Genomic DNA, 23,203 nt, shown 5'->3' with positions numbered 1-23,203 from the left:
TTGAGAATATTAATGATGACTCCCGATTATCCACCTAATTTATATGGTGGAATAGGCACACATGTCTATAATTTAGCTACAGGATTTGTTAATGAAGGTAATTCTGTGACAGTGCTTGTTGCTAAAATTAATCGACATTCTGATGACCCTAATAATTTTGAAGTTAGTGAAAATGGTAAGCTTACTGTTATTAATTTTCCCACTACAATGGATGGAGATTTCAGTAATGAAATTGATCCTCATTTTAGTAAAACACGTATCGCAACACCGTTTAAATGGGCAGAGCTAAGTAATAAATTATTTCCTATGGTATATAGATTTTTAAAAAGTGTTGATCCATTTGATGTATTTCATGCTCATGATTCATTTCATGCCTTCACTAGTGTTGCTATAAAAGACCTTTTTAATATTCCCATGGTAACAACTATTCATTCAATTTCAGCTCCCCCTAACCATTTCAATGATTCTTTGCGAAGATATATGTTAAATAATTCTAATAAAGCTATTGTTGTTAGTAAATGGTTGAATGAAGAAATAGGTACAAGGTATGGGGAATTAGCAACAGATGTTCATGTGATCCCCAATGGTATTGACTATGATTCTTGTGAAGACTCTTTTAGAAGGGCTTGTAACCCTCAATTTCAACCACTATCTATAACATTTTGTGGACGCCTATCGCCTCTAAAAGGCTGTGATGTTTTATTAAAAGCATTTGCAATTTTAAAAAGAAGTAATAGTTCCTTTAACTATAAATTGAAAATAGCTGGTGACGGTCCATTAAAAAATGAGCTGAAATTACTATCTGAATCCTTATCCATTGATAAAGATGTTGAATTTTTAGGATTTCTCAAAAATAACGAAGTGAAATTATTATTAAGACAGTCATCTTTACATGTGATACCTAGTATAGAAGAGTCATTTGGGATAACAGCTCTAGAAGCAATAGCTGAGGGCATTCCCGTAATCGCAAGTCAAACAGGAGGACTTTCTGAAATTATTGAAAATGGTGTGAATGGGATTGTATTTCCGTTAGGAAACTCTGAGATATTAGCAAATGAAATGGATAAGTTACTAAATAACCCCTATACCCGGTCCCAATTAGCCAAACAAGCTCTAAAAAGAATAGAAAAGTATAGCTGGGATAATATTGTAATTGAGACGAATAATATTTATAACATGATAATTAATGATTAATTTGGAGGGGATAATGGATGGGATATGTTGAAGATTTAAGAAGGTTAGTAGGAACTAGGCCTCTAATTTTTCCCGGAACTGTTATTATTATTCTCAATGATTCGAATGAAGTCCTACTTCAACAAAGAAAACAGCCTAGAGGTTCTTGGGCAATTCCTGGTGGGCTTATGGAATTGGGAGAAACTACGGAAGAAACAGCGAAAAGGGAAATTTTAGAAGAAACAAATTTAAGGATTGAAAATCTAAATTTGCTGAATGTATATTCGGGAAAAGAAAATTTCATAAAAGCACCGAATGGTGACGAATTTTATGTTGTTGTAATTGCATACTACACTAAACACATAAGTGGTGAGATGATAATTAATCGTGAAGAATCTCAGGATTTTAAATTTTTTCCGCTTGACGAAATTCCAGAGAACTTAGCTAAAAGTCATAAAACAATCATAAATGAATTTATCTCTAAATTTTCAAATTAACTCGAGGGAATTTTTATCTATGGATCAAACTATAAGCGTTTATACACAGATATAAGGGGAGGTTGAAGGGAGTTTTTTAATTATAACTCTATTACTTGGAGGAAAGAAAAATGGAGGTTATTTCGGTTAAGCATCTGCATAAATCATTCTTTCTTTCGATATCTAAACGATCTGGTTTTTTAGGTGCGTTATCTACTCTATTCTCACGAGAGAGGCAGGAAATACATGCCGTTAATGATATAAGTTTTTCTATTAATATGGGAGATATTATTGGATTTATTGGACCAAATGGAGCTGGAAAGTCTACGACAATAAAAATATTAACGGGTATTTTAACCCCAACTTCAGGTGAAGTAGAAGTTTGTTCAATATCTCCACACAAGCAAAGGTTAAAGAATGCTATGAACATAGGTGCTGTATTCGGCCAGCGAACCCAGTTGTGGTGGGACTTACCAGTTATTGAATCATTAAACCTACTTCAACGCATCTATGAAATAGACGATAGAACATATCAGAACAAACTTAAAGAATTCATTGACCTTTTATCATTAGACGAATTTATTAATCGCCCAGTACGCCAACTATCACTAGGACAACGTATGAGAGCCGATCTTGCAGCAGCGTTCCTGCATAGCCCAAAAGTAGTATTTTTAGATGAGCCGACAATCGGGTTGGATATTACAGCTAAAAGAAAAATGCGGGAATTTATTAAAATGTTAAATTCGCTTTATAATACTACAATCATACTGACTACACACGACATGCAGGACATTGAAGAACTTTCAAGCCGAGTTATGATTATAAATCATGGCAAAATGATCTTAGATGATACAATAAGCAGTTTACGTCAAAGATATGCTGGTAATCGAACAGTGAATTTTAAACTGGCTGAACCAGTAAGTAGCATAGATATTGAACGATTTGCAGCAGAATATACTATGATGATTAGAGATGAAATGATTTCTGTCCAAATCCCAGTAAATATATCACCAGCCGAAGTTTTTGCATTTATTGATTCTAAGTATAAGATACTTGATATGCAACTTATCGATACAACTGTAGAAGATATTATAGAGAAGGCATACACTCTATGAACTTTTTACGAAAATATTTTGCGTTTACAACTATAACTTTTAGAAATGGTGTTCAATATCGATTCTCCTTTACCATATATATCCTCGGAACAACTATTCAGCTAGCTGTTCTCTATTTTATTTGGAGAGCAGTGTATGTTGGGAAACCGTCAATTTCAGGATTTACAGAATCAGAAATGATTACGTATCTTTTCATTTCACAAATATTAAATTCTATTTATGCATATAGGAACTCCCCAGAACGTATTATCTTTGATCGTGTCAAAAATGGAAATTTAGCTTTCGACTTGATTAAACCCGTTCGTTTCAGTATTGCTCGCTTGATGGAGAATATCGGGGGAAGTTTAGTCAGTATCGTGCAGGCATCAATCGTCATGCTGATTATAACGTTTTTATTTCCTACTATAATTCCTCCAGCCGGAATTGGATATGTTATAGCTTTTATTATGAGCGTAGTATTGAGTTTTTTGATTCTTTTTTCACTGAGCTTAATCACTGGATATATATCTTTCTGGACTATGAACTTTTGGGGTCTACACTTCTTAAAAAAATCTTTGTTCGACTTTTTCTCAGGAGCAATCGTCCCACTTTCTTTGTTTCCTGCTTGGGCTATGACGTTAAGCAATTGGCTTCCATTCAAAAATATCATCTATACCCCAACTTTGATTTATATGGGACGATACGATTTTAACGACACACTTGTACAGCTTTTAATACAAACTTTTTGGAGTGTTGTATTATGGTTAATCTCTGAAAGTCTTTATAAGTTAGCAATTAGGGGGTTACAAATTAATGGGGGTTAAAAAGCATATCATACTCTACCGCTACTTTTTGATTAAAAATCTACGTGAGAGTATGTCATATAAGTTGGATTTTTTGATGGGAGTATCAGCACATATAGCGAGACAGACGGTCGGAATCCTTTTTTTATCAATTATTTATACCAATACCCCCGCGCTAAATGGATGGACTTATCATCAGTCCCTAATGCTCTATGGGTTTGCACTTATCCCAGCAGGTCTGGATGAATTTTTTCTCCGTAATATATGGACTTTACCCAATAAGTATGTGCGTATGGGTAATCTTGACAGACTATTGTTGCGACCAATAAATCCCTTATATGCGATTACAGTGGATGGTACAAATCTACATGGTTTTATCTTAAGTATTTATGGAATAATTGTTTGTGTTTATTCTGGCATAGAGTTAAATCTGGTTTTTACACCTATGACATTTCTCTGGATACTTGTTCTCATCATATGTGCAACAAGCATATATTTTTCAATAACAATTTTAATGGCTACTTTCAGTTTTTGGTTTATAGATGTTATGAGTTCAATGGTTCTTATTGAGAGTTTAAATCAGTTTTTAAAATACCCCCTGGCAATCTATCCCTATGCCTTACAAATATTATTAACGTGGATTATTCCATATGCATTTACAAGTTATTTTCCAGTTGAATTTATACTCGGGGGTTCTTTAGCTGCATATGCTTATATCACCCCTGTGATAGCATTGTTACTACTATTTATCGCATCACGTTTTTTTGTTTTTGGTTTAAAACGCTATAGTAGCGCGGGAGGGTAAGAAAGTGAGGGTTATATGAATCATAAAATCAGTATAATTATTCCAGTATATAACACGTTGAACTGGCTCCAGGATTGTGTAGATTCAATATTGAAACAAAGCTATGAAAATATAGAGGTTATCTTGGTTAATGATGGATCAACAGATGGAAGTGGAGCAATTTGTGATTCAATAAAAAAACTAGATACTCGAGTTCGTGTTTATCATAAATTGAATAGCGGACTATCTGATACACGGAATTATGGATTAAAAATGGCTTCTGGTAAGTATATAATTTTCGTTGATTCGGACGATATTGTTGCAGAAAATCTAGTAGAAGTACTTTATAATAACTGTAAAGAAAACAAATTCAACCTTGTCCAATGTTACTATTTACGTTTTGAAGATAAAAATAATTTATTTTCATATAGTACCGCGCCACCGGAATTAATCGTTTATGAAGGAAAAGCAATGCATTGGGGTCTTATTGGTAAGGGAAAAACCCGGCCAATGGCGTGGGCAAAGATTTTTGAACGTTCACTTTTTAATGATGTTACATTTCCAGTAGGATTAATTCATGAAGATGAAGCTGCAATTCATAGGATCTTATACAATGCCAAATCCATGGCCGTTATTAACGATAGGTTGTACTTTTACAGAAAAACACCAACTAGTATTATGAACAATAAATTCAGTATGAAAAGATTCGATATTCTCTTAGCTCTTCGAGATAGACTTGAATTCTACAATAATTTGGGCTGGCATGATCTTGGGTTTGCAACAGCTCAACGATATAGTGTAACAATTATTGATTTGTACAGAAAATCAGCAGAAAATTTTGAAAACCCATCACAACAATTAAAATACTTAATTGAATTATATAAAGAAAGTTGGAGTTTATTGAAGGAATCTCCATTTATGACTGATAGAATCAAACATAAGCATGAAGAATGGTTAGAGGATCCCACAAAAGGAAGTTTATATAATGTTTTTGAATATTTTAGTGTTTGATGGGCCAGTGAAATATTTACAAAAGCTCGATAAAAGGAGTAACTGACTGTTTGTGCTCATAATGTGATATCCCCTTCAATAAAAAAATTCTAGTATCAATGACGCCAAGTTTCGACTATAACTTATCGCCTTAATAAACGGCACTTGGCCCTCACATGTCCTTAAGAGGAAACATCTTTTTCGTTGTGGCAATTAACTGACCTATAGCGGTCATTGTTTTATCATAGGCACATTAGAATCGAACACTGGTTTAGATCAGTTGTACAACATCTTGAGATAAATGGCGCTCAAAATCAGATTCTGTAAAGAAATCAAAACATAACTCTTGCTCACCTTTCCGATTTGTACTTTTCATCAAATGTAGAGCCTCTATACATGCATGGGGAATAGGATAAGTCATCAACCGATAAATTTCATTCAAATCACTTTTAGTTAAGGGGCTGGTGCCAGGAAACCTTTCGCCCCATTCTTTGGTGAATCCAAATATCTTAACGGGGATATTCAAGGCTTTCCCCATTAATTTTTCCTTTATATTAATGGCAATGGACAACCCAAAAGGGTCAAAGTCTGGCCATATGGTAATAGACACTAGATTAAATGTTGAGGCATAGGAAATAAGCTCAATTTCTTCAGAAGATATAAAGCCTTTACTGTAAAGGAGAGACCATTTACATGGGTCTAACCACTGACTATCAACTAGTGAATCGAACAAATCTTTGTTTTCAATAATGAGAAGATGGGGGGAGTCCCAGGATATTATCCGCATTTTATGAATCATACTCCGAGTTAAAGATAAACTTCCATGAAATGCAAGCCCATAGTTCGTATAGCCATTTAGTTCCCATGAAAAAGGACCGGTTATCCAAATTCGTGACTTATTGGAGTGAATACCAAAGTCGGATAGTTTTTTTCCAAGTAATTTTCGTAAGCGATGCTTATCCCCTTCTGAAAGGGCTTTTGTCGAATAAAAATACTGTTGCGAGAACATTTTCCAACTCATGGTTTTTTGCTTCTGATTGTGGTCAAAAAGAGCAAATAGCAGTCGTATCATGTGTATGGTAGATGAATCTCTCTTTATTTTTACGAATTGAATGACCTTTTTTATGAGATGTTCGTTTTCGGTCAATGGCTTAAGGTCCTGGAACGCCATCGTGAGTGAATCGAGTTCGGCTGTATTCGTGTCGAAATTCATTTCCATGAGGCGAGCAATATCAGATTCAAACATTCCAAGATTAGCAGATACGAACTTGGGATCCCAGGTCTGGATACGATTGTGGAGCTTTTTCTCGTGCATGACTAGCAAGCCCCAGTTAAATAATCTCATTACGGATTCGTCAAATAGTTGATATTCAACATGAGTTAACCAGTGTGCTTTCCAATTTTCCCATCGCTTGCGAGTCTTTGATTTGATTAGATCTAAGAGGAGGGAGCGAGTCAACTCTAGCATCTCTCCCTCTAGAACATTATCTAGATCATAAGGGGGTTCACCGGCTCCATATCTGATCCGTTCAGATATGGGAGTTTGACGAGTAAAGCCACAATGTCTGCAGGTAGAGACTTTTATTTTCCTACTTGTATAGTTTTCGTTTTCGAATTCAACTGGAGTCCACATCGTAATTGTTTTGAAAGAATGTTTGGTTGTGCCACAGGTCATCATTGGTTTCCCCTTATGTAATTAAATCTACGGACGAATTTTTCCGTAAGTAATCGGAGGCGCTACTGTTTCATTCCTCTTTTTAGGTCGGAAATTAAGTAACATATTCATCCATGGCATCATCAATTTGATGTTTTCAGAATAGGGCATCCCTATAATGATTTGAGCCTCGGAATTACTTAGAAACTGGCCGGCTAAGGCAATACGCTCTTCATCCAAATGGGCAAACGGTTCATCCAATAACATAAAGCTGAGTACGCCATCTGCTTTAATCGCAGCGAAGGTTAGAAGTAATGAAGCAATGACTTTTTGTCCACCGCTAAGTGCACTTTTATCCCGGTAACTTTTTGCCGGTTTCCCATTAAAGCCTAGACGATAATCAACCTTCCAACGCTCATCCTCCAAATAAACAGCTCTTAATGAGGCTTCGAAATTACCCCGCGCTGCCATTTCCTCGAGTGATTTCCGTACTTTTTGAAATACCTCATCAACCATAATTCGGTACTCGTTTTTAGCTTCAACACGCTTCTTTTCAAGTTTGTCCAAATCATCTTGAATTTTTTGAATCTCCTCTTGATGTTGATCCAGAAGCATGCGGTGTTTTTCATACGACTGCTCTAATTTGACTGTAGCTATTTCTTCTCCCGGTCGGACGGCTCCTCCTGATATATTATTCCGCAATATCTCGACAGCGGATTCCTTCATTTCTATACTCTTTCGGTATTGCTCCGGTTTCTCTAGTGTGGCCAATTTATCGGCAACAGCTAATGCCACTCGTTGTTCTTCGGTAAATTGACTCCGAATTTCATCGGCTTGGGCTTCGATGTTGATTTTCTGCGATTTCTTATCCCGAATGCTCACTTCAACGATAGATAATTCACCACGATAACCGTTCAATTTTTCAGTTAGTACGCCAGCTTGATTACTAAGTTGATTTTGAAGGGTGACAAGTTCTAATAGAGAATTCGTACATTCATCTCTCGATTTCGTCAGGGTATCCATCTCATGTTGAAGTTGCTGAAGGATCATGTAGGTGTGAGCGAGAGTATCTTTTTTACTAGGTAATAGAAGAATTTGCTCCTGGGTCTTAATTTCTTCTATTATTGCGTTCAGCTGTTCCAATAAGAGAACTTCTTGCTCTTCTGATTGAATTAGTAGGGATTTTTGTTCGAGTGCATGTTTCTTGTCTGCCTTAAGCTGGGCTTGAAAAGCAGACTGACCACAATAAAGACCTTTTGCACCAATAGAACGTCCGCCACGTTCAACAACATAATAGGGAGACGGTGAATTTAATAAAGCACTATTACCTTTACGAACCCAGGCCCATGCTTCTTCAAGATTATGGGCAATCATTACATTTTCAAATCGCTGTAAATAACCAGCTATTCGTTCGTCTTTAAGAAGGATTTTGTTCAGAACGGCTTGTTTTTTAAGCTGTAAATACGCAGGTTTATAGGGTGATACCCAGAAAGGATACTTAATTGCTTGTGCTTCTTTCATGACTTGGACCATGTCTTCAGGACTTACAACGATCGTAAATCGTTCCGTTCCTAACATAGCTTCTATAGCTTCTTGCCAAGACGGATCGGGGATGTCGATACAATCGGCAATTAATAAATGATCAATGGCTTTAGATTCCAGCCATTTTTTTAATTGTATAACGCCGGCAGGAAATTCACTTTTCTTTGATGTTTCCATGCGAGCAATTTTATGTTCAAGCTGATGTAGCTGATTCTTCAAATTTGTTGTTATGGTTAATTGGTCTTTATAGCTTTGATTCAATTGATGTTTTCCCTCAGATAGTTGAGCTATGTCTTGAACAGGAAGGGGATGATACGTCTCGATGAACGTGCTTAGTTCTGCAGCATTACGTTCATGATTGGATATTTCAACCGCTGTCGATGTTCGTTTTTCCGAAAGCTCTCTCATGGATCCATTTAATTCTATGATGTTTATCTTGGTTTTGGATAATTGCTGCGTATGATCGGCAAGCAATTGAGCATTTGTCTCTATTTTTGAAATTAATTCATGTTCTTTTTGTAAAAGATCTACTATTTCTTGGTTGAACTCCTCATATACATTCATTAAGTGTGCATATTCTGAAAGCGGAAGTTCCAATTGAAGAGCTTTTATCTCATGCTCGAGTTCGAGTATCCGCTTGCAGAGGCTGATGTTGTTTTCAATTTCCCTCAATGTAAGTTCTTGCTGTTGTTTCTGTAGATTAATATGAAAATACTGTTCTTTTAACGTTTTAATATCCGCTTTAATCTGGTTAAAGCGGTCCAATCTCTCTTGTTCTCCACAAATCTGCAAAATATAGTCAGCCAATTTTTCTTCATTGAGATCCATAATATCTTCCGTTTTACCTTGGTCTAAACTACAAGCATTGATGAGGGATCTGGTTAGACCGATCTCTTGCATTTGCCGAGCATATTGCTCCATATTCAACCAGCGGATGTAGGCCTTTAAATCAAGATCTAAATCAAAATAGCCATCAAAAACGCAGTATTCACGTTTGCATGGATCGCGTTTGATTCTACAAACAATAGAAACGGTGTCTTGCCTTTTACCAATAGCTTCAAATGGACGTTTTCCGTAAGTGGGATGAATGGTATTCACGAAACGTCCGACAATATAGATTTCATCGACATCATCCCGTTCAAAGAATGTTTGAAGAGATTGGTTATTATCGAATTTTCTTGACCCAATGAGTACTCGGATCATATTCAGGATGGTCGTTTTGCCGGCACCATTATTACCAATTAACCCAATGATTTGTGCGTCTAATGGGATTTCTTGACGCGGGAAGTAGGAAAAGCCTTCCATTTCCAGATTCAGAAAACGAATCGGCAAATACTTTTTATCCATAATTCTCTTCATATGTATCCCCACCTTCTTTCGTTATTTCCGTAAACGCAAGTGACGTTTCTTCTTTCAATGCATCAGTTTCATTGATAAGAAGATCAATGACATGCTTTCGGACCTGTTCATAAAGTTTTGAATTATCCACAGCTGTGGATAAGCGGGGGCCCGCGATCATAGAGGTTGTACCGCGAACCCCTAGTATAAAACCTTGTTGCTTCAGCACGGTTAAATTTTTCCTCAAGTTCTGCATGGAGCCAAGCTGTGATTTAAAATTTTCAAATAGTTGTTCTTCGGTTACATGGGGATCCTCATCCATTTGTTTTTTTAGCGAATGATCATATTTGGGCAAAATGAGATTGCACCAAAGAATCACAAGTAATGCCTTTCCAACAACCGACTGCCCCTCATTAGGTGGAAATGGACCCTCGGTAAAAGGCTCGAGGTGACGAATATCCTGAGATAAACGTGCATCAAAATGCTGGGAAATCGGATCATCGACAAACTCGTATCCAACCTCTCGAAGTCGATTCGTTACATCTGTACGAAAAGTATCATCAAACTCGAGTCGAGGAATTAGATGCTTAGGACATGCTTTGATGGTTAGCATCGCACAAACTTCTTCCGGGCTATAATCCATCCATTGGTTTAAGTTAAACATGTGTACCCATCCTTTCAATGAGAGCATCTGAAAGCTGATGAAAAAGGTGTTCTTGAAGGGTCAGACTATGCATTTTCGTATCTAACGTGTACCCTATAAATGGGGAATCTCTCCAAAGAAACTTCTGATTTTCCATTGCGCAGAGTGCAGCCAGATACATGAAACCTTCAACCTTTTCCGATAAAGGCTGAAGAAATTGTTCCAAAGTCAGGGACTCCTTGACTTTAAATTCCTCAATTAATGCGGTGGTCAATTTTTCGGAATAAGGAGATTCGATAAACATGTTCTCCAGCATTTCTTCCCCTCCACTTACTTTTCGGCTTATTCTTCTTCCACGGCTATGTTTTCTTTGCTGTAGAAATAATTGCAAGGATTCAATTAAATTGTTTTCGTCGAACCAAGAAGAGCCAGAGGGTGTAAAAACCCCTTTATCAATCCACGCGGTCATTTGATAGAAAGAAGAGCCTGACAATAAACGGTCAATATCACTTTTGGTGAATGGTGCAGAGCCCAGTACTTGATGATCAAGATAGTATTGTTTACGCTCATCATATAAACTCATGACTCGTTGATGGAAGGTGAGGAGTATTTCGATGCCGTGCTTATCTGCTTCTGTAAGTTCTAATCCCTTTGAAATCTTGTAATTCGTGATGTCCGACATGCGTTTAATTAATTCATCAATATTTCCGACAAATTCACTGATTTTGTGGATAAGTTTTCGTATTCGCTCATCATTTCTGGATACTAACGCATTGGCGAGTTCCGAAATGTGACGTCTTACCGAGTACAAGATTTGATCCCGCAACAGCTCCATGGACGATAAACTTAAGCCCATCAGATCAGCAACCTTTAAAATTTCGGTTACTGCAAGCTGGAAGGACATTTCATCCATTTCATCGCCCCGATAAAGAAATGGGAGGAAACGTAGAAACAACAAACCACTTTTGGATAGTGAATATTGGAGTGTACCTTCTTGTCGAACTAACCATGTTCCCTCAATAAGGCTATTCAGAATGGTATCAAGTTCTTTTGCAGTATATTGGGGGAACATCGCCTCAATATCTGCCCGAGAAACGTGACTTTGCTGTGTTTCTCGTGATAAACGAACCATGAGGGAGACCTTATGCCCGAACCATTGTTTGGAGCTCGTTAAATGGCTCAGTAGTTGATATAAGTAATCAAAGCCTTCCGCATAGCCCAGATCTGGGAGTTCCTGTTCTACAATGTCTTCTTCCACGATTCTATCACCTCTTCTATCAGTTATTTCCCGGATGAAAAAATTCAAACTTAAAAACCCTAAACTTTTTGGATTTCAACTTTTCAAAAAGTACAAGTTTAGCTTTCGATGAAATGGGAAAAAAAGGTGAATATATGAAAAATCAAGAGGTGAGGGGTTTGGAAGGTTTTGCCGAGGTAACTGTAAATGGAGTTCTGTTTAACGGAAAATATTACACATGTTCACTAGCGATCAAAGAGAAGTGGTTTGAACAAGCTGCGAAAACCAGCCACTGGACACTTTCAGCGTACATGAACGAGGAAGAACGTTTGATGATCCTGCTGCCTAGTCAGGAACAATATATACCTTGCCTGATGCTGACAAGACGGATTGTTATGCCGGAGATCGAAAGTTATCAAACAAAGATACAACAACTGAAGGAAGCACGGAAAGATAAGAAACGGTTAACGTCTAGAAACTAAGGAGGCTTGCGTTTGAAATACGTAGATCGTTTTCAAAGTTTCATTTCGAAGGGTCATTACCACAGGATGATAGAGAGTGAGAAGAAGCTTTCTTGTTTACGCGAAAACATCCGTGAATATCAAACAAGCACAGGAGAGAAACGCCTAGAGTGGACAGAACTAGGCGTTGTTGGCTTTTTTCAGGGCATCCGTGTTTTTGAGGATGATATCGAAGCGCTCAAAGACCACTTACTACAGCTTGGGGTACTTCCCGTTGTAACAAAAATAGATTTGGAATCGTTGCCAGTAGATCTTCAAGAAAGCATGAAATCATGGACGATTCCCAAACGCCCCACGATTCGTTTTTCACCAAATAAAACCGTGAGAATCGATCCTACGAGGTTACATGGTTATAGGGAATGGGTAGGGAATATGGACGTTAATGATCAAGTAAAGGCCTGGACGCATGAAAAAGATAAATATGAGGTTTTATCTAATGAATGGATGCATTTAAAAAGACTCCTAGTCATTGATATCAAGCCATTACAGAGATTCAAACTTTCGTGCGGATCCGTAGCATGTGTTCCTTCAAAACGGGAGGTTTTGGGTGTCGATGTATTTCAACATATAGGGACCGAAGCCCTTATGACATTTGGTCGGGTCGACATGAAGAAAGTAATGCTTTATACAGGTAGGGGGATCTTGAAAAAATCGGACGTGGATACATATCGAAAGGTTGTTGATGTGAATCTAAGATATACCTTAATGCAGACCCGTAAAGAAGAACTTCGAAATCAATACTATCACGAATATCTGATGAACCTTTAGTATAACCAGCAGAATATGAATGTATAGCGTGCAAATCTACTAAGTGCCAGGTTAGCACTAAAGTAATTCTGATGTAAAGTCATGAAAAAAACAATATATGGTATAATGGATGCAATATTCAGCAGGAGCGCACAACGAGATCTCAAGTTGTGCGCTTTTTTGTTACAAATAGGAATCAAAAATCCTATCCCCCACAATAATATTCAACTCGTTCAACCTACCTCTTCATGCAACCATACCTCATGCAGGCTGCCTTTCCATTTCTTAATCATAAAGGAGGTTAACTCAATTATGGCGAAACGAAAACGTAGCACTACACGAAGCGTCATTGCAAGACGAATAAAGGAAAAAAGAGGACAAGGGCAAGGAGCGACGTATAAACCTTGGCTGACGATTCACGATGTTCCATCCATAGGGGTTGTAAGTCGCATAAAGGGTTGGAAAACGGGAAGAATCCATCACTTGTTATCGGAGCATCTTGAAACAGCCTATTTTTATATGTGTGAGTGGTCCCCCCGTATTGTGGATATTCGGGAGCAATTTCCGCTTTTACCCCAAGAAAAGACGATGTTTATTGCGGATACTTTAAAAATTAGGTATCCCTGTGATCCGAAAACAAAAGAACCCATTGTGATAACCACGGATTTTATGCTTACGGTTCAAACCGAACACGGTTTGGAATATTGGGCACATACGGTCAAACCGCGAGATAATCTAACCCCTAGAACCATAGAGAAATTTGAAATTGAAAGACGTTTTTTTGCAGATGAAGGGGTTCAATGGAGACTCATTACAGATAAAGATATCTCATACAATCTAGTTAAAAATGTGTCCTGGGTTCACTCCGCACGAGGGTTGGAGGGGATGAGTCATTTGAATGAATCCATCATCGACTCCGTTGAGCCCGAATTGTTTAATTTGCTGCAGAGCAGGAGTATGTCTTGTTCCAAATACGCTGCAGAGTGTGATCTGAGATTTGGATTTCCTATAGGTACAAGTTTGTTTATTGTCCGCCATCTTATTGCAAATAAACGGTGGCTTGTAAATATGAATCGAATCATTCAACCAGCGATGGATCCGATTGATATCAAGCGGGCATAGTGGGAGGAGACAAATGGAGATACAAGTGAATGTCATCCTGCAAAGTGAGAGGGCTCAAGAACGAATTTTATATATCACCCCGGATAGACGGTTTTTGTATACCATATCTATCTTTGAAGATAGACCCATTCCGGTAAAGAGGGAGTTTACCGAAATTGAAAAGGCTCTAAGTAAAGGTTTATATACCATTGCTGAGGTGGATCCCTTCGCAAACCTTATGGATCCCCATTCGAAGTATGTAAAAGAACACAGTTCTAGCATTGAAGAAAGGTGGGAATTAATCAAAGACTTGGTGGATAACGAACCTGCTATCTATAACCGGACACACCGGGGGGAACTGATAAGGGAACGATCTCAACAAACAGGCAAAAGCAAGACCTTAATTTACCGGTATATACGATATTATTGGACCGGTGGAAAGATGAAAAACGCACTAGTAGCGCACTATTTTAATTGTGGCCGGCCAAATAAGAAGGGGGAGAAGAAGACTTTCACAAAAAAGGTCGGTAAGCGAAGTCTGCTCGCGCAAATGCATCCGGAATCTCCAGAATATCAAGGCGTTATCATCACAAAAGAAATGAGAAAGATCTTGGGAGCAGCCCTTGCCCAATGGTATAAAACAACGGATGCAAATAGTATGGAATTTGTTCACGAGCGTATGTGGCACACGTACTTTCTTGAAAAAGTTATGGTGAATGGAGAACTAAACGAGATTCCATTGCCCAGTCACAAAGTCCCTACGATTGATCAATTACGGTATTTTTACAGACAAACGGAAGACTACCGTAAGGTTGTAATGGCACGTGAGGGAGTTCGGAAATACCAATTAAAATTCAGACCTGTTCTTGGTAATGCTACACGAAGAGCGGTTGGACCAGGCAGTATTTTCGAGATTGATGCAACGATAGGAGACATCTATCTCGTCAGCCATGCTAATCGAACCAAGGTTATCGGAAGACCTGTTATCTATCTTGTTATAGACGTATTCAGCAGGATGATTGTTGGATTCTACGTGGGACTAGAAGGCCCATCTTGGCAGGGTGCCATGATGGCTATCGAGAATGCGACCACGAATAAGGTAGATTTTTGTGCGGAATACGATATCCACATTAACGATGAGCAGTGGCCATGTCAGTATATGCCTGAAGTCATTGTGGGGGATCGAGGTGAAATGGAAAGCAAAAAAGCAGATTCTCTTTCAGAAAGCCTTGGAGTCACAATCAAAAATGAACCACCGTATCGGGCGGATTGGAAAGGAATAGTAGAGTCTAATTTTAAAACGGTGAATACCACGATTAAACAATGGATTCCTGGAGCAGTGAAGCCTGACTTTAAGGAACGTGGCGGAAAAGACTATATTCTCGATGCTAAGCTGTCGTTACGGGGCTTTATTAAATTGATGATTGAACTGATCATGTATCACAATAATAGTAAAGCGATTAGGCATTATCCGCTTGAGACCAGCATGATTCCTGATTCCATTCTGCCAGTTCCGATTCACTTATGGAATTGGGGGATACAGAATCGGTCAGGCCATCTTAAGGCATTTCCCAGAGACATTATTCGATTAAATTTGCTTCCTTGTAAAGAGGTAACAGCTACAAGGCTAGGTATAGCCTTTGAGGGAATTCATTACAAATGTGACGAGTTGACGGAGGTCGGGTGGTTTGTAAAGGGTGATTCCCGTTCAGTCACGATAGCGTATGACAGAAGATGCATGAATTCGATTTATGTGAAATCTCCAGATGGTCTCCATTATTTCACCTGCCGTTTACAGGAGAAATCGGATCGATTCAAGGACCTGAGTCTGGAGGAGATAAAGATGATACAACAGGAGGAGAAACTTGCGCTCGTTTATCATAAAGACACTCAAAATCACGCCAAATTTAAGATGAATGAAAGATTTGAGCAAATCAAGCAGGAGGAAATCTCGTTAACGGAACAAGCACGAAGTGAAGCAAGTATCAGCAATGCAGAGTTTAAATCGAATATTCAAGAAAATAGGGCGACAGACCGAAAGAAGATACAAACCAAGGAAGCTTATCGTTTAGGTGTTTCTGATGAAGTGCCAAAAATAAATATAAACGACGAATTAATAGAGGACGAAATGTTTACAGAGGTACGAGGCTTAACTCTAATCGAGAAATTGAAGAGGCGAAAAAATGAAAATGATAACGAATAATAGCTCCATACTAAACAATGAGAAAGGTATGGGAATGTTCCTCACAAGATATAAAAATTAACGCATCAAAGTCAGGAAGTTTTTGATCACCCGCATTTGTATCTAGCTGTAGAGCTTGAGACAAACATAACTAATGGACTATAGATTTCTCTTAATCCAGTAAAACCGAATGAAATTATTCTCATGGAATAAAAGTAAAGAGAGGAGGGGTTAAATGGTTAAAACCATTGAGCAGTACACACGCAATCCGATTTTGAAAGGTGTTGTTATAGAGGCTCAGTATCATTCCGATCAGGTAATCAAGGGTTACATTGGAAATCCCATGATCGAATCACTTCCTAGAATTTTGGACGAAGATGAATTACTGGATGCGATACCCCACTATCCTGATTACGATCACTCACAGCGGGATCTCAGTAGAAGGCTCAGGCTGCATTGTGTGCAACAGCTAAGTGATTATGTGGAAATTCTCCCTATCCATTTGTCCATAGAACAGCGATTTTCACGGATGATTCGGCATGGCTATGTAGCACGTAATCCTCTGCAAAGGGAGTATGCAAGACAATTTCATGTCGGATTCGATAAGATTCTGAAAGCAGGAGTGAATGAGAAAGGCGAGAACGCAGCAGGCATACGATCAACTGCAGCTGGATTTAATATCATTGGTGTTAGCGGCCAAGGGAAGTCAACGGCGGTGGATCTTAATTTGCTCCTGTATCCTCAAGTAATTCAGCATACGGCTTATCATAATCAACCACTCGTTTTGGATCAGTTGGTGTGGCTTAAATTAAACTGTCCCTATGATGGCTCGATCAAAGGACTTTGTATCAACTTTTTTCAAGCCGTTGATGCGGTACTGGGTACCTCTTATTTCAAAAAAATTGTTACGAATGGCTCGACCACGGACACATTAATCCCACAAATGGCCCACATCGCTTCCCTTCATTGCTTGGGGACGTTAGTGATTGATGAGATTCAGAACTTAAGTCTAGCAAAGAGCGGCGGTTCTGAGAAAATGCTGAATTTCTTTACGCAACTTATCAATACGATAGGTGTTCCGGTGGTTCTCGTTGGTACCTACAAAGCACTTCGGTTGTTCGGCGGATCATTTAGTCAGGCAAGAAGGGGATGCGGACAAGGAGATATGATTATTGACCGCATGTCGGATAGTGAAGACTGGGATTATTTCATATCCAGTTTGTGGAGATACCAATGGACGGCCACCCCAACAAAATTAACGGAACCGATGAAAAAAACAATTTATGAGTTAACCCAAGGCATTATTGATATAGCGGTAAAACTCTATATGCTTGCCCAGTGGGATGCTATCGCTCTTGGAGAAACGGAGGGGGGAAAGGAACGCATTACAGTTGCCAGGCTTAAGAAAGTTGTTTCCGAACACCTTCAATTGGTTCAGCCGATGATCAAGGCATTAAAAACTCAAAATAAATCAGCCTTATATGATATAGATGATTTGTATCCGAAATGGAATGACTTCTCTCACTATCTCGCTCAATCAGAAGAAAAGGTAAGTATTCACGGTAATCTTCGAGAGAAAGAAATGCCGACAGAAAAAATAGACCACGACCGTAAAACATACATGGAACTGGTCAAACTGGCTGTAAGTTTAGGTACCACAATTGAACAAGCAGAGGAAATTGCTCTGCATTATATAAAAAATCATGAGCCGCACGCAGATGTTACTGCTTTACGGATGGAGGTGGCTAAGCATATCTTAAGCGGCTTTGACGAAGCTGACCCGAACGATATTCGAAACCATGTACCCAAAAAGGGAAAGACAACGCCAGAAGAGTTATACAAATCCTTGACCGAGGCTGGATATACCGGATCTCAAGATGTGTTGTTCCCAGATGAAGATGTCTCGTAATCGAGAGTGCAAAAGTTTAGTTTCTATGAAAAGGGGAAAACTAGAAGTATAAACCAAGATAGGACGTGGTTATACTGACTGGTTTCTTCCCTTCCTTATTTCCAGATGAATTACTGTATAGCGCCCTAGCGAGATACCATTTATATGCGGGGAATCATAGCAGCAAAGCGACTATGACTGAGTTATATAATGGTTCTGTCTTCTGTGCTGCTACAGGTTTGCCAGCACACATAGATCAAATTAGCCATCTTATGAGGCATAATATGAGCCCTTCAGAGATCATCCAGTCTCACACCCTGTTACCGTATTTTGCTGCTTTTCTTCCCGAAGACCGAACTCATTTCGTAAAATCAGCCATGACGGGGGAACTAGGCAGAGCCGTGAATGCTCGGTTAGGTTTACTAGCTTCGACGGTGAAAAATCCTCCTTTTCTTAGAGTGTGCCCTCAATGCATCATAGAGGATGAGATAACGTACGGGCTTCCATATTGGCATCGGTCACATCAATTACCAGGCGTTCTTGTTTGTTATAAACATGAATGCATATTAGAAGACTCAGTGATTCCTTACACTTTAAGACGAAACAGGCACGAATATGTAAGTCTGAAACGTGATCTCATTCGTAAAAAAATGGCTGCGCCTCATTCGTGTAACGTTCAAAAAAAACATTTGATTTTCCTTGCAAAACAATCACATGCGCTACTTAATATGCCGTATGACGACGAATACCTGAACAATATCCCCATGTATAGGGCAAAGTTATCGAAGCGCGGCTTCATCACCCCGAATGGAAATATACGTTTTCAAAATCTTCGTTCAAACCTATATCAAACACTGGGAAAGGACCTACTCCACATGTGTCACTCCGAAATCAATAAACATTCGGAGGATACCTGGTTGCATAAATTACTGCGCGGCCATGATTATATCCATAGCCTGCGGCATTTGCTAGTGATGCAATTTCTTGCTGAAACTATAGATTCGATCTGCGAAATGCAGAAGGAGACCTATCATCCCTTTGGTACAGGTCCATGGCCGTGCTTGAATAAAGTGGCAGATCATTTTAAAGAAAACACTATTCCGAGTTGTATAGTCACGAGATGTTCGGATACAGGGCGACCTGTGGGTACGTTCAAGTGTAATTGCGGTTTTGTGTACTCCAGAAGAGGGCCGGACACAAGTGAGTGCGATCGAGTGAAAATCGGTAGAATCAAGCAGTTCGGCATCGTTTGGGAACAAAAATTTGACGAACTCCGAGTTAACTCAAATCTTTCACTTAGGCAGAAAGCCGAGTGTTTAGGGGTTCATCGCTCTACCCTTTATTTAAAAATGAAGGAGCAGCCTAGATCCATGGATAAGTATGAATCATTTGGTGAAAATGTAAGAACAATCGACCTAGATCTGCTTTCCGAAGACTTGTCGAACCAAACAAATGCCACTTGTTATAGCACGGCTAAAGAGGACATACTTCAAATTCGAGTCGATTGGGAGAAAAGGGATCGAGAGCTTCTACCGATTATTTCTCAGGCAGTTAGAGAAATTAGATCAACCTCGGGTAAACCGATTCGAGTCACCATCTCAGAAATTGGAAGAAGGATTGGGAAGCTTTCATTATTAGAAAAGAAGCTCGTAGCTTTACCCAGATGTAAAGCTTTGATCGACAGGGAAGTAGAGACTATCCATCAGTTCCAAATCAGACGAATTGAAGTGGCTGCGCAAAAATTATTTGAAGAAGAACAAAGCGTAGTCAAATGGAAATTAATCCGAAATGCGGGTTTGCGTAAAGACGCTGCTGTCCAGTTAGACAACGTAATTAATAGTGTGATCAGTTACTACAATGGAGTTGAAGGCAGAACCGATTGAAAAACGAGCAGAGTAGGTGATACTTTTGAGCCGAATTCAAATGTTTCCATCTCCTTACCCAGATGAGGAATTAAGAAGTTTAATTTACCGATATGTTCTCCGTAAAGGGTGCTCCTATATAGAAGGGATTCAGGAATTAATGGGAATAAATTCTAGAAGGGTGCCCTTCCTGCCTCATAATTTGGAGGTGCTTCAGAGAAAAGTGCCATCTTTATTCCCCGATAGTGATACACTTCTCCTCCAACATACATTTTACCCCTTTTTCGCTGCCTTTTTGTCTGACGTCAATCGTGACGAATTACGGTCAAGGATGATCGTTTATCGACAAGGTGAAAAATATGCAACTGTTTTAATTCCTCCTATTATTTCGAAAGATGTTCGCTACTGTACTCAATGTATTACAGAAGATGAGGAGCGTTTTGGGGAAGTATACATTCATCGTTCTCATCAAATTGGTAGTATAGACGTATGTCATAAGCATCGATGTGTTTTAATTAGTCAGTGTCCGGAGTGTGAAGTGTCATTGGGGCAGCTATATGGCACAATATTTCTAGGATCTACCCACTGCCCGAATGGGCACGAACTAAGTGGCACAATAGACACGTTACACCAAGATGAAATTATGCAGTTAAAACTTCGGATTTCTAAAGATGTCTATCAAATACTAAATGGTGAAATTAAGATTGGTGACCTGTTTTACATTTACAACTTGTTAGCAAGAGAAATGGGTTATCAGCATCCAGATGGTAGGTACATGAATCAAAAATTCCATGAAAAATTCCTCCAAAGATATTCACCTCGAACACTAGAAGAACTAGGGTTAATACCAGACTTACTAGAAAAACGAAGTGCACTACAAATTTTCAGCGAAAAGAATGCCATCCGAAATCCAATTGTTCATATGTTGGTGTTGGACTGGTTAATTGGAGGTTATGGACAACTCCATAAGTATGAAAGTGCACATAAAAAAACGCCCATTCCATTTGGTAACGGGCCTTGGCCATGTATAAATAAGGTTTGTGCGAAGTATGCCCAATATGTGATTACCTCCAATAAGCAGCATTATTGTTATTCTACTAAAAGAATCAGGGGCAGATTTCTATGTAAACACTGTAAAATGGAATATCGGTCCAGCTGCGTAGACGGACAATTAGAATTTGATTTCGCTACTGTAAAGGTGGTTGAATATGGGCCGTTATGGCACGAACAACTTGTCATTGAATATAATAAAGGGAAGAGCATGAATAACATAGCTGCCTCCCTAGGAGCTAATCGAAGCACCATAAAAAAATACCTGCTTCTTTATATGGGGAAGAAAGTTAACCAAGAACATCCTCTCACTAAAGGAAGTTTGAATTGGATTCATAAGCTCTATCTCACCTATGATCAGACGCAGAGTATCAATGAAACCAGTATATTACTCCATACAAGCAAGAGCGTCGTGACCCGCTATATAAATGAAAGAGAGAAGTATGAGAAAGAAATCCTTCCAGCTATGAAAGAAGCTGCTGTGACGTCCGAAGTAGAGGTAGAACCAAGGGCGAAGCTGATGGAATTATTAGAACGATTCCCAGGGCTCAGCAGATCCGATCTACGGAAAATCATGGGGAGTAAAATCCTATCTAAACTTATGAAGGAAGAGGGTAACGGGTTAGAGAACATTTTGCCTCTGACAGATCACCCATTTAAAAGCCCTCTTTGGGAAGAAGAAGATACAAAATTAATGTTAGTGATTAAAGAAGTTTGTCAGCAATTATATAAGAACCCTCCTAACAAGCAAATAAAACGGTATACGATTCTGAACTTATTATCTACTAAAGATAAGGCTCGAATCATACGTTACAGTGAGAAGTTACCGCGATCTACTAATATGTTAGATCAGTATTTGGAATCAACCGAACATTATCAGCTCAGAATGATTCCTCATACGGTTGCTTTGCACAAGAAGCATTATGGAAATACTACGTTGCCTATGATACTTAGTTCATGCAGATATAAAAATTGCTCTCAACAGGTACAACTCTCTATTCAGGAATATTTACGAAGTAAGGAGTTGTAGTAGAGAAAGGAGGTAATCCTATGGCTAAAATCATCAAAAATGCAGTCCGATGTTTATCCTGTAATGATGTGATTGAATCTTGTCACAGATATGATGTACAAACATGCCGTTGTCGTAACATTTCTGTAGACGGTGGCCGCGATTATCTGAAACGGGGATACCCGCCTGGAAAACCAGAAGAATGGTATGTAGAATTATCTGAATGGGGTTAGAAAAAATGAAAATCCAGTCTAAAGTCGAATGGCTGCATGATGCAGGATTCATAGTCAAATGCGGCATAACTTCCATGCAGTTCCTAATCGAAAAAATTTCTTTTGAGACAAGAGCCGAAGTTTTAACAACTATAACGTGGAGCTTGGGATTATTGAACCCGGTTTCACTTTGAATCGAAGCGAGAAGAAGTGTGTTTCACCTGTCGAAACTGTTTTTGAAGGGTTCGGGCAAGGTACTTTAAAATGGATGAATTACAATATGGGCTATTATCTTTAAACAAAGGAGAATACGAATGATATTTGAAATCACAGCTGAAATGAAAAAGAAGATAAAGAATTGGGATTCTTGTGAGTCACTAGATGTAACAGGTGGGAAGTTTTCTTATATTTTTACACCAACAAGTCTAGGAGTTGTTGTTCAAGTTCATTGCGATATCTGTAATAGAAAATTAGATCTTACAGAAGACTGGTTGAATTAATTTGCTTATTTGATGATTGCTGTGCATCTTTAAAGTAGGATAAAGATTTTATAAAATGTGCTATTTTACACAACCTTCTATTTCTCTCTATATGTACTCAAGTGTATGACTTGATTTTCTGATATTAATCACTATTACAAATAATTACTTTTGTTAGACTAGACCTCCATGGAACGATGATTTTTTTACTAATGCCTTGTTTTAATTATTGCTTCATAACGTAGTTGAATAATCTCCCACTTCTAGCTGGTACCCGAAGTGGGAGGATTTGGATTCTAATAGGAGCTTAAGCTATTGGTGGTAGCCGATACACTTTTGATGACTTATGAGCCAGCTAGGGTCGCTTTGTAGGTTTCTGAGAACTTACATAATAATAGGAAGCTTACAATGCAATCAG

Annotated in this window: 19 protein-coding genes; 15 read left to right on the top strand and 4 right to left on the bottom strand. The window is 38.6% G+C overall.

All coding sequences use genetic code 11. From position 1 onward, the window contains the following. The 6 genes from MKY82_RS30090 to MKY82_RS30065 all read left to right on the top strand — a co-directional run bounded on the left by MKY82_RS30090 (window position 1) and on the right by MKY82_RS30065 (window position 5,341). Window positions 1–1,194, top strand: a complete 1,194-nt coding sequence (locus MKY82_RS30090; protein WP_162487592.1) for a glycosyltransferase family 4 protein — start codon at window positions 1–3, stop codon at window positions 1,192–1,194. Between the two features lie 17 nt (window positions 1,195–1,211). Further along, complete coding sequence (locus MKY82_RS30085) at window positions 1,212–1,670, top strand: NUDIX hydrolase (RefSeq protein ID WP_071220936.1); 459 nt, start codon at window positions 1,212–1,214, stop codon at window positions 1,668–1,670. Between the two features lie 110 nt (window positions 1,671–1,780). Further along, the gene (locus MKY82_RS30080; RefSeq protein ID WP_071220935.1) at window positions 1,781–2,764 is read left to right on the top strand and encodes an ATP-binding cassette domain-containing protein; all 984 of its coding nucleotides are present in this window, start codon (window positions 1,781–1,783) and stop codon (window positions 2,762–2,764) included. Next, window positions 2,761–3,567, top strand: coding sequence for an ABC-2 family transporter protein (locus tag MKY82_RS30075; RefSeq protein WP_071220934.1), 807 nt, complete (start codon window positions 2,761–2,763; stop codon window positions 3,565–3,567). Before MKY82_RS30080 ends, MKY82_RS30075 begins: the two co-directional genes overlap by 4 nt. After that, window positions 3,557–4,351, top strand: coding sequence for an ABC-2 family transporter protein (locus MKY82_RS30070; RefSeq protein ID WP_071220933.1), 795 nt, complete (start codon window positions 3,557–3,559; stop codon window positions 4,349–4,351). The genes MKY82_RS30075 and MKY82_RS30070 overlap by 11 nt, the downstream gene beginning before the upstream one ends. A 15-nt stretch (window positions 4,352–4,366) precedes the next feature. Further along, window positions 4,367–5,341: a glycosyltransferase family 2 protein gene (locus MKY82_RS30065; RefSeq protein WP_071220932.1), complete on the top strand. Its 975-nt coding sequence runs from the start codon at window positions 4,367–4,369 to the stop codon at window positions 5,339–5,341. Window positions 5,342–5,591: 250 nt separating this feature from the next. Here MKY82_RS30065 and MKY82_RS30060 read toward each other — a convergent pair whose 3' ends face one another. The 4 genes from MKY82_RS30060 to MKY82_RS30045 are packed head-to-tail and all read right to left on the bottom strand — an operon-like array spanning window position 5,592 to window position 11,755. After that, complete coding sequence (locus MKY82_RS30060; protein WP_143767935.1) at window positions 5,592–6,998, bottom strand: hypothetical protein; 1,407 nt, start codon at window positions 6,996–6,998, stop codon at window positions 5,592–5,594. 24 nt (window positions 6,999–7,022) lie between these two features. Beyond that, window positions 7,023–9,875 carry an AAA family ATPase gene (locus MKY82_RS30055; RefSeq protein WP_063477435.1) on the bottom strand — a complete coding sequence of 951 codons (2,853 nt, stop codon included), beginning with the start codon at window positions 9,873–9,875 and terminating at the stop codon, window positions 7,023–7,025. Then, window positions 9,856–10,518, bottom strand: coding sequence for a hypothetical protein (locus tag MKY82_RS30050; RefSeq protein ID WP_063477434.1), 663 nt, complete (start codon window positions 10,516–10,518; stop codon window positions 9,856–9,858). The genes MKY82_RS30055 and MKY82_RS30050 overlap by 20 nt, the downstream gene beginning before the upstream one ends. Further along, entirely contained in the window at window positions 10,511–11,755 is a 1,245-nt protein-coding gene (locus MKY82_RS30045) for a hypothetical protein (protein ID WP_063477433.1), read from the bottom strand. Before MKY82_RS30045 ends, MKY82_RS30050 begins: the two co-directional genes overlap by 8 nt. A 134-nt stretch (window positions 11,756–11,889) precedes the next feature. Here MKY82_RS30045 and MKY82_RS30040 point away from each other — a divergent pair, with 134 nt between their 5' ends. The 9 genes from MKY82_RS30040 to MKY82_RS30000 all read left to right on the top strand — a co-directional run bounded on the left by MKY82_RS30040 (window position 11,890) and on the right by MKY82_RS30000 (window position 22,806). Beyond that, window positions 11,890–12,216: a hypothetical protein gene (locus tag MKY82_RS30040; protein ID WP_063477432.1), complete on the top strand. Its 327-nt coding sequence runs from the start codon at window positions 11,890–11,892 to the stop codon at window positions 12,214–12,216. 12 nt (window positions 12,217–12,228) lie between these two features. Further along, window positions 12,229–13,023 (top strand): hypothetical protein, encoded by a 795-nt coding sequence (locus MKY82_RS30035; protein ID WP_063477431.1) that lies wholly within the window; start codon window positions 12,229–12,231, stop codon window positions 13,021–13,023. 291 nt (window positions 13,024–13,314) lie between these two features. Then, window positions 13,315–14,124, top strand: coding sequence for a heteromeric transposase endonuclease subunit TnsA (locus tag MKY82_RS30030; RefSeq protein ID WP_063477430.1), 810 nt, complete (start codon window positions 13,315–13,317; stop codon window positions 14,122–14,124). Window positions 14,125–14,137: 13 nt separating this feature from the next. After that, window positions 14,138–16,306, top strand: a complete 2,169-nt coding sequence (locus tag MKY82_RS30025; protein WP_339220073.1) for a Mu transposase C-terminal domain-containing protein — start codon at window positions 14,138–14,140, stop codon at window positions 16,304–16,306. A gap of 214 nt (window positions 16,307–16,520) precedes the next feature. Then, entirely contained in the window at window positions 16,521–18,194 is a 1,674-nt protein-coding gene (locus MKY82_RS30020; protein WP_071220930.1) for an ATP-binding protein, read from the top strand. A 173-nt stretch (window positions 18,195–18,367) separates the two neighbouring features. Further along, window positions 18,368–20,056 carry a TnsD family Tn7-like transposition protein gene (locus MKY82_RS30015; RefSeq protein WP_306085057.1) on the top strand — a complete coding sequence of 563 codons (1,689 nt, stop codon included), beginning with the start codon at window positions 18,368–18,370 and terminating at the stop codon, window positions 20,054–20,056. 25 nt (window positions 20,057–20,081) lie between these two features. Next, window positions 20,082–22,115 (top strand): TnsD family Tn7-like transposition protein, encoded by a 2,034-nt coding sequence (locus tag MKY82_RS30010; RefSeq protein WP_339220072.1) that lies wholly within the window; start codon window positions 20,082–20,084, stop codon window positions 22,113–22,115. Window positions 22,116–22,135: 20 nt separating this feature from the next. Continuing rightward, on the top strand, window positions 22,136–22,327 hold the full coding sequence (locus MKY82_RS30005; RefSeq protein WP_074961871.1) for a hypothetical protein: 192 nt from the start codon (window positions 22,136–22,138) through the stop codon (window positions 22,325–22,327). Window positions 22,328–22,620: 293 nt separating this feature from the next. Continuing rightward, window positions 22,621–22,806 carry a hypothetical protein gene (locus MKY82_RS30000; protein WP_063477424.1) on the top strand — a complete coding sequence of 62 codons (186 nt, stop codon included), beginning with the start codon at window positions 22,621–22,623 and terminating at the stop codon, window positions 22,804–22,806. The last annotated feature ends 397 nt before the right edge of the window (window positions 22,807–23,203 follow it).

Source organism: Paenibacillus sp. FSL W7-1279 (assembly GCF_037969845.1).
Taxonomy (GTDB): domain Bacteria; phylum Bacillota; class Bacilli; order Paenibacillales; family Paenibacillaceae; genus Paenibacillus_AQ.
The sequence above is the reverse complement of the archived record's forward strand: the minus strand, read 5'-3'. Positions and strand labels throughout refer to the sequence as shown.

Coding starts and splice junctions, on each gene's coding strand:
- MKY82_RS30080 (WP_071220935.1), top strand. CDS start 1,781: ATGGAGGTTATTTCGGTTAAGCATCTGCATAAATCATTCTTTCTTTCG.
- MKY82_RS30075 (WP_071220934.1), top strand. CDS start 2,761: ATGAACTTTTTACGAAAATATTTTGCGTTTACAACTATAACTTTTAGA.
- MKY82_RS30060 (WP_143767935.1), bottom strand. CDS start 6,998: ATGATGACCTGTGGCACAACCAAACATTCTTTCAAAACAATTACGATG.
- MKY82_RS30070 (WP_071220933.1), top strand. CDS start 3,557: ATGGGGGTTAAAAAGCATATCATACTCTACCGCTACTTTTTGATTAAA.
- MKY82_RS30025 (WP_339220073.1), top strand. CDS start 14,138: ATGGAGATACAAGTGAATGTCATCCTGCAAAGTGAGAGGGCTCAAGAA.
- MKY82_RS30005 (WP_074961871.1), top strand. CDS start 22,136: ATGGCTAAAATCATCAAAAATGCAGTCCGATGTTTATCCTGTAATGAT.
- MKY82_RS30065 (WP_071220932.1), top strand. CDS start 4,367: ATGAATCATAAAATCAGTATAATTATTCCAGTATATAACACGTTGAAC.
- MKY82_RS30015 (WP_306085057.1), top strand. CDS start 18,368: ATGACTGAGTTATATAATGGTTCTGTCTTCTGTGCTGCTACAGGTTTG.
- MKY82_RS30085 (WP_071220936.1), top strand. CDS start 1,212: ATGGGATATGTTGAAGATTTAAGAAGGTTAGTAGGAACTAGGCCTCTA.
- MKY82_RS30030 (WP_063477430.1), top strand. CDS start 13,315: ATGGCGAAACGAAAACGTAGCACTACACGAAGCGTCATTGCAAGACGA.
- MKY82_RS30055 (WP_063477435.1), bottom strand. CDS start 9,875: ATGAAGAGAATTATGGATAAAAAGTATTTGCCGATTCGTTTTCTGAAT.
- MKY82_RS30050 (WP_063477434.1), bottom strand. CDS start 10,518: ATGTTTAACTTAAACCAATGGATGGATTATAGCCCGGAAGAAGTTTGT.
- MKY82_RS30020 (WP_071220930.1), top strand. CDS start 16,521: ATGGTTAAAACCATTGAGCAGTACACACGCAATCCGATTTTGAAAGGT.
- MKY82_RS30000 (WP_063477424.1), top strand. CDS start 22,621: ATGATATTTGAAATCACAGCTGAAATGAAAAAGAAGATAAAGAATTGG.
- MKY82_RS30040 (WP_063477432.1), top strand. CDS start 11,890: ATGAAAAATCAAGAGGTGAGGGGTTTGGAAGGTTTTGCCGAGGTAACT.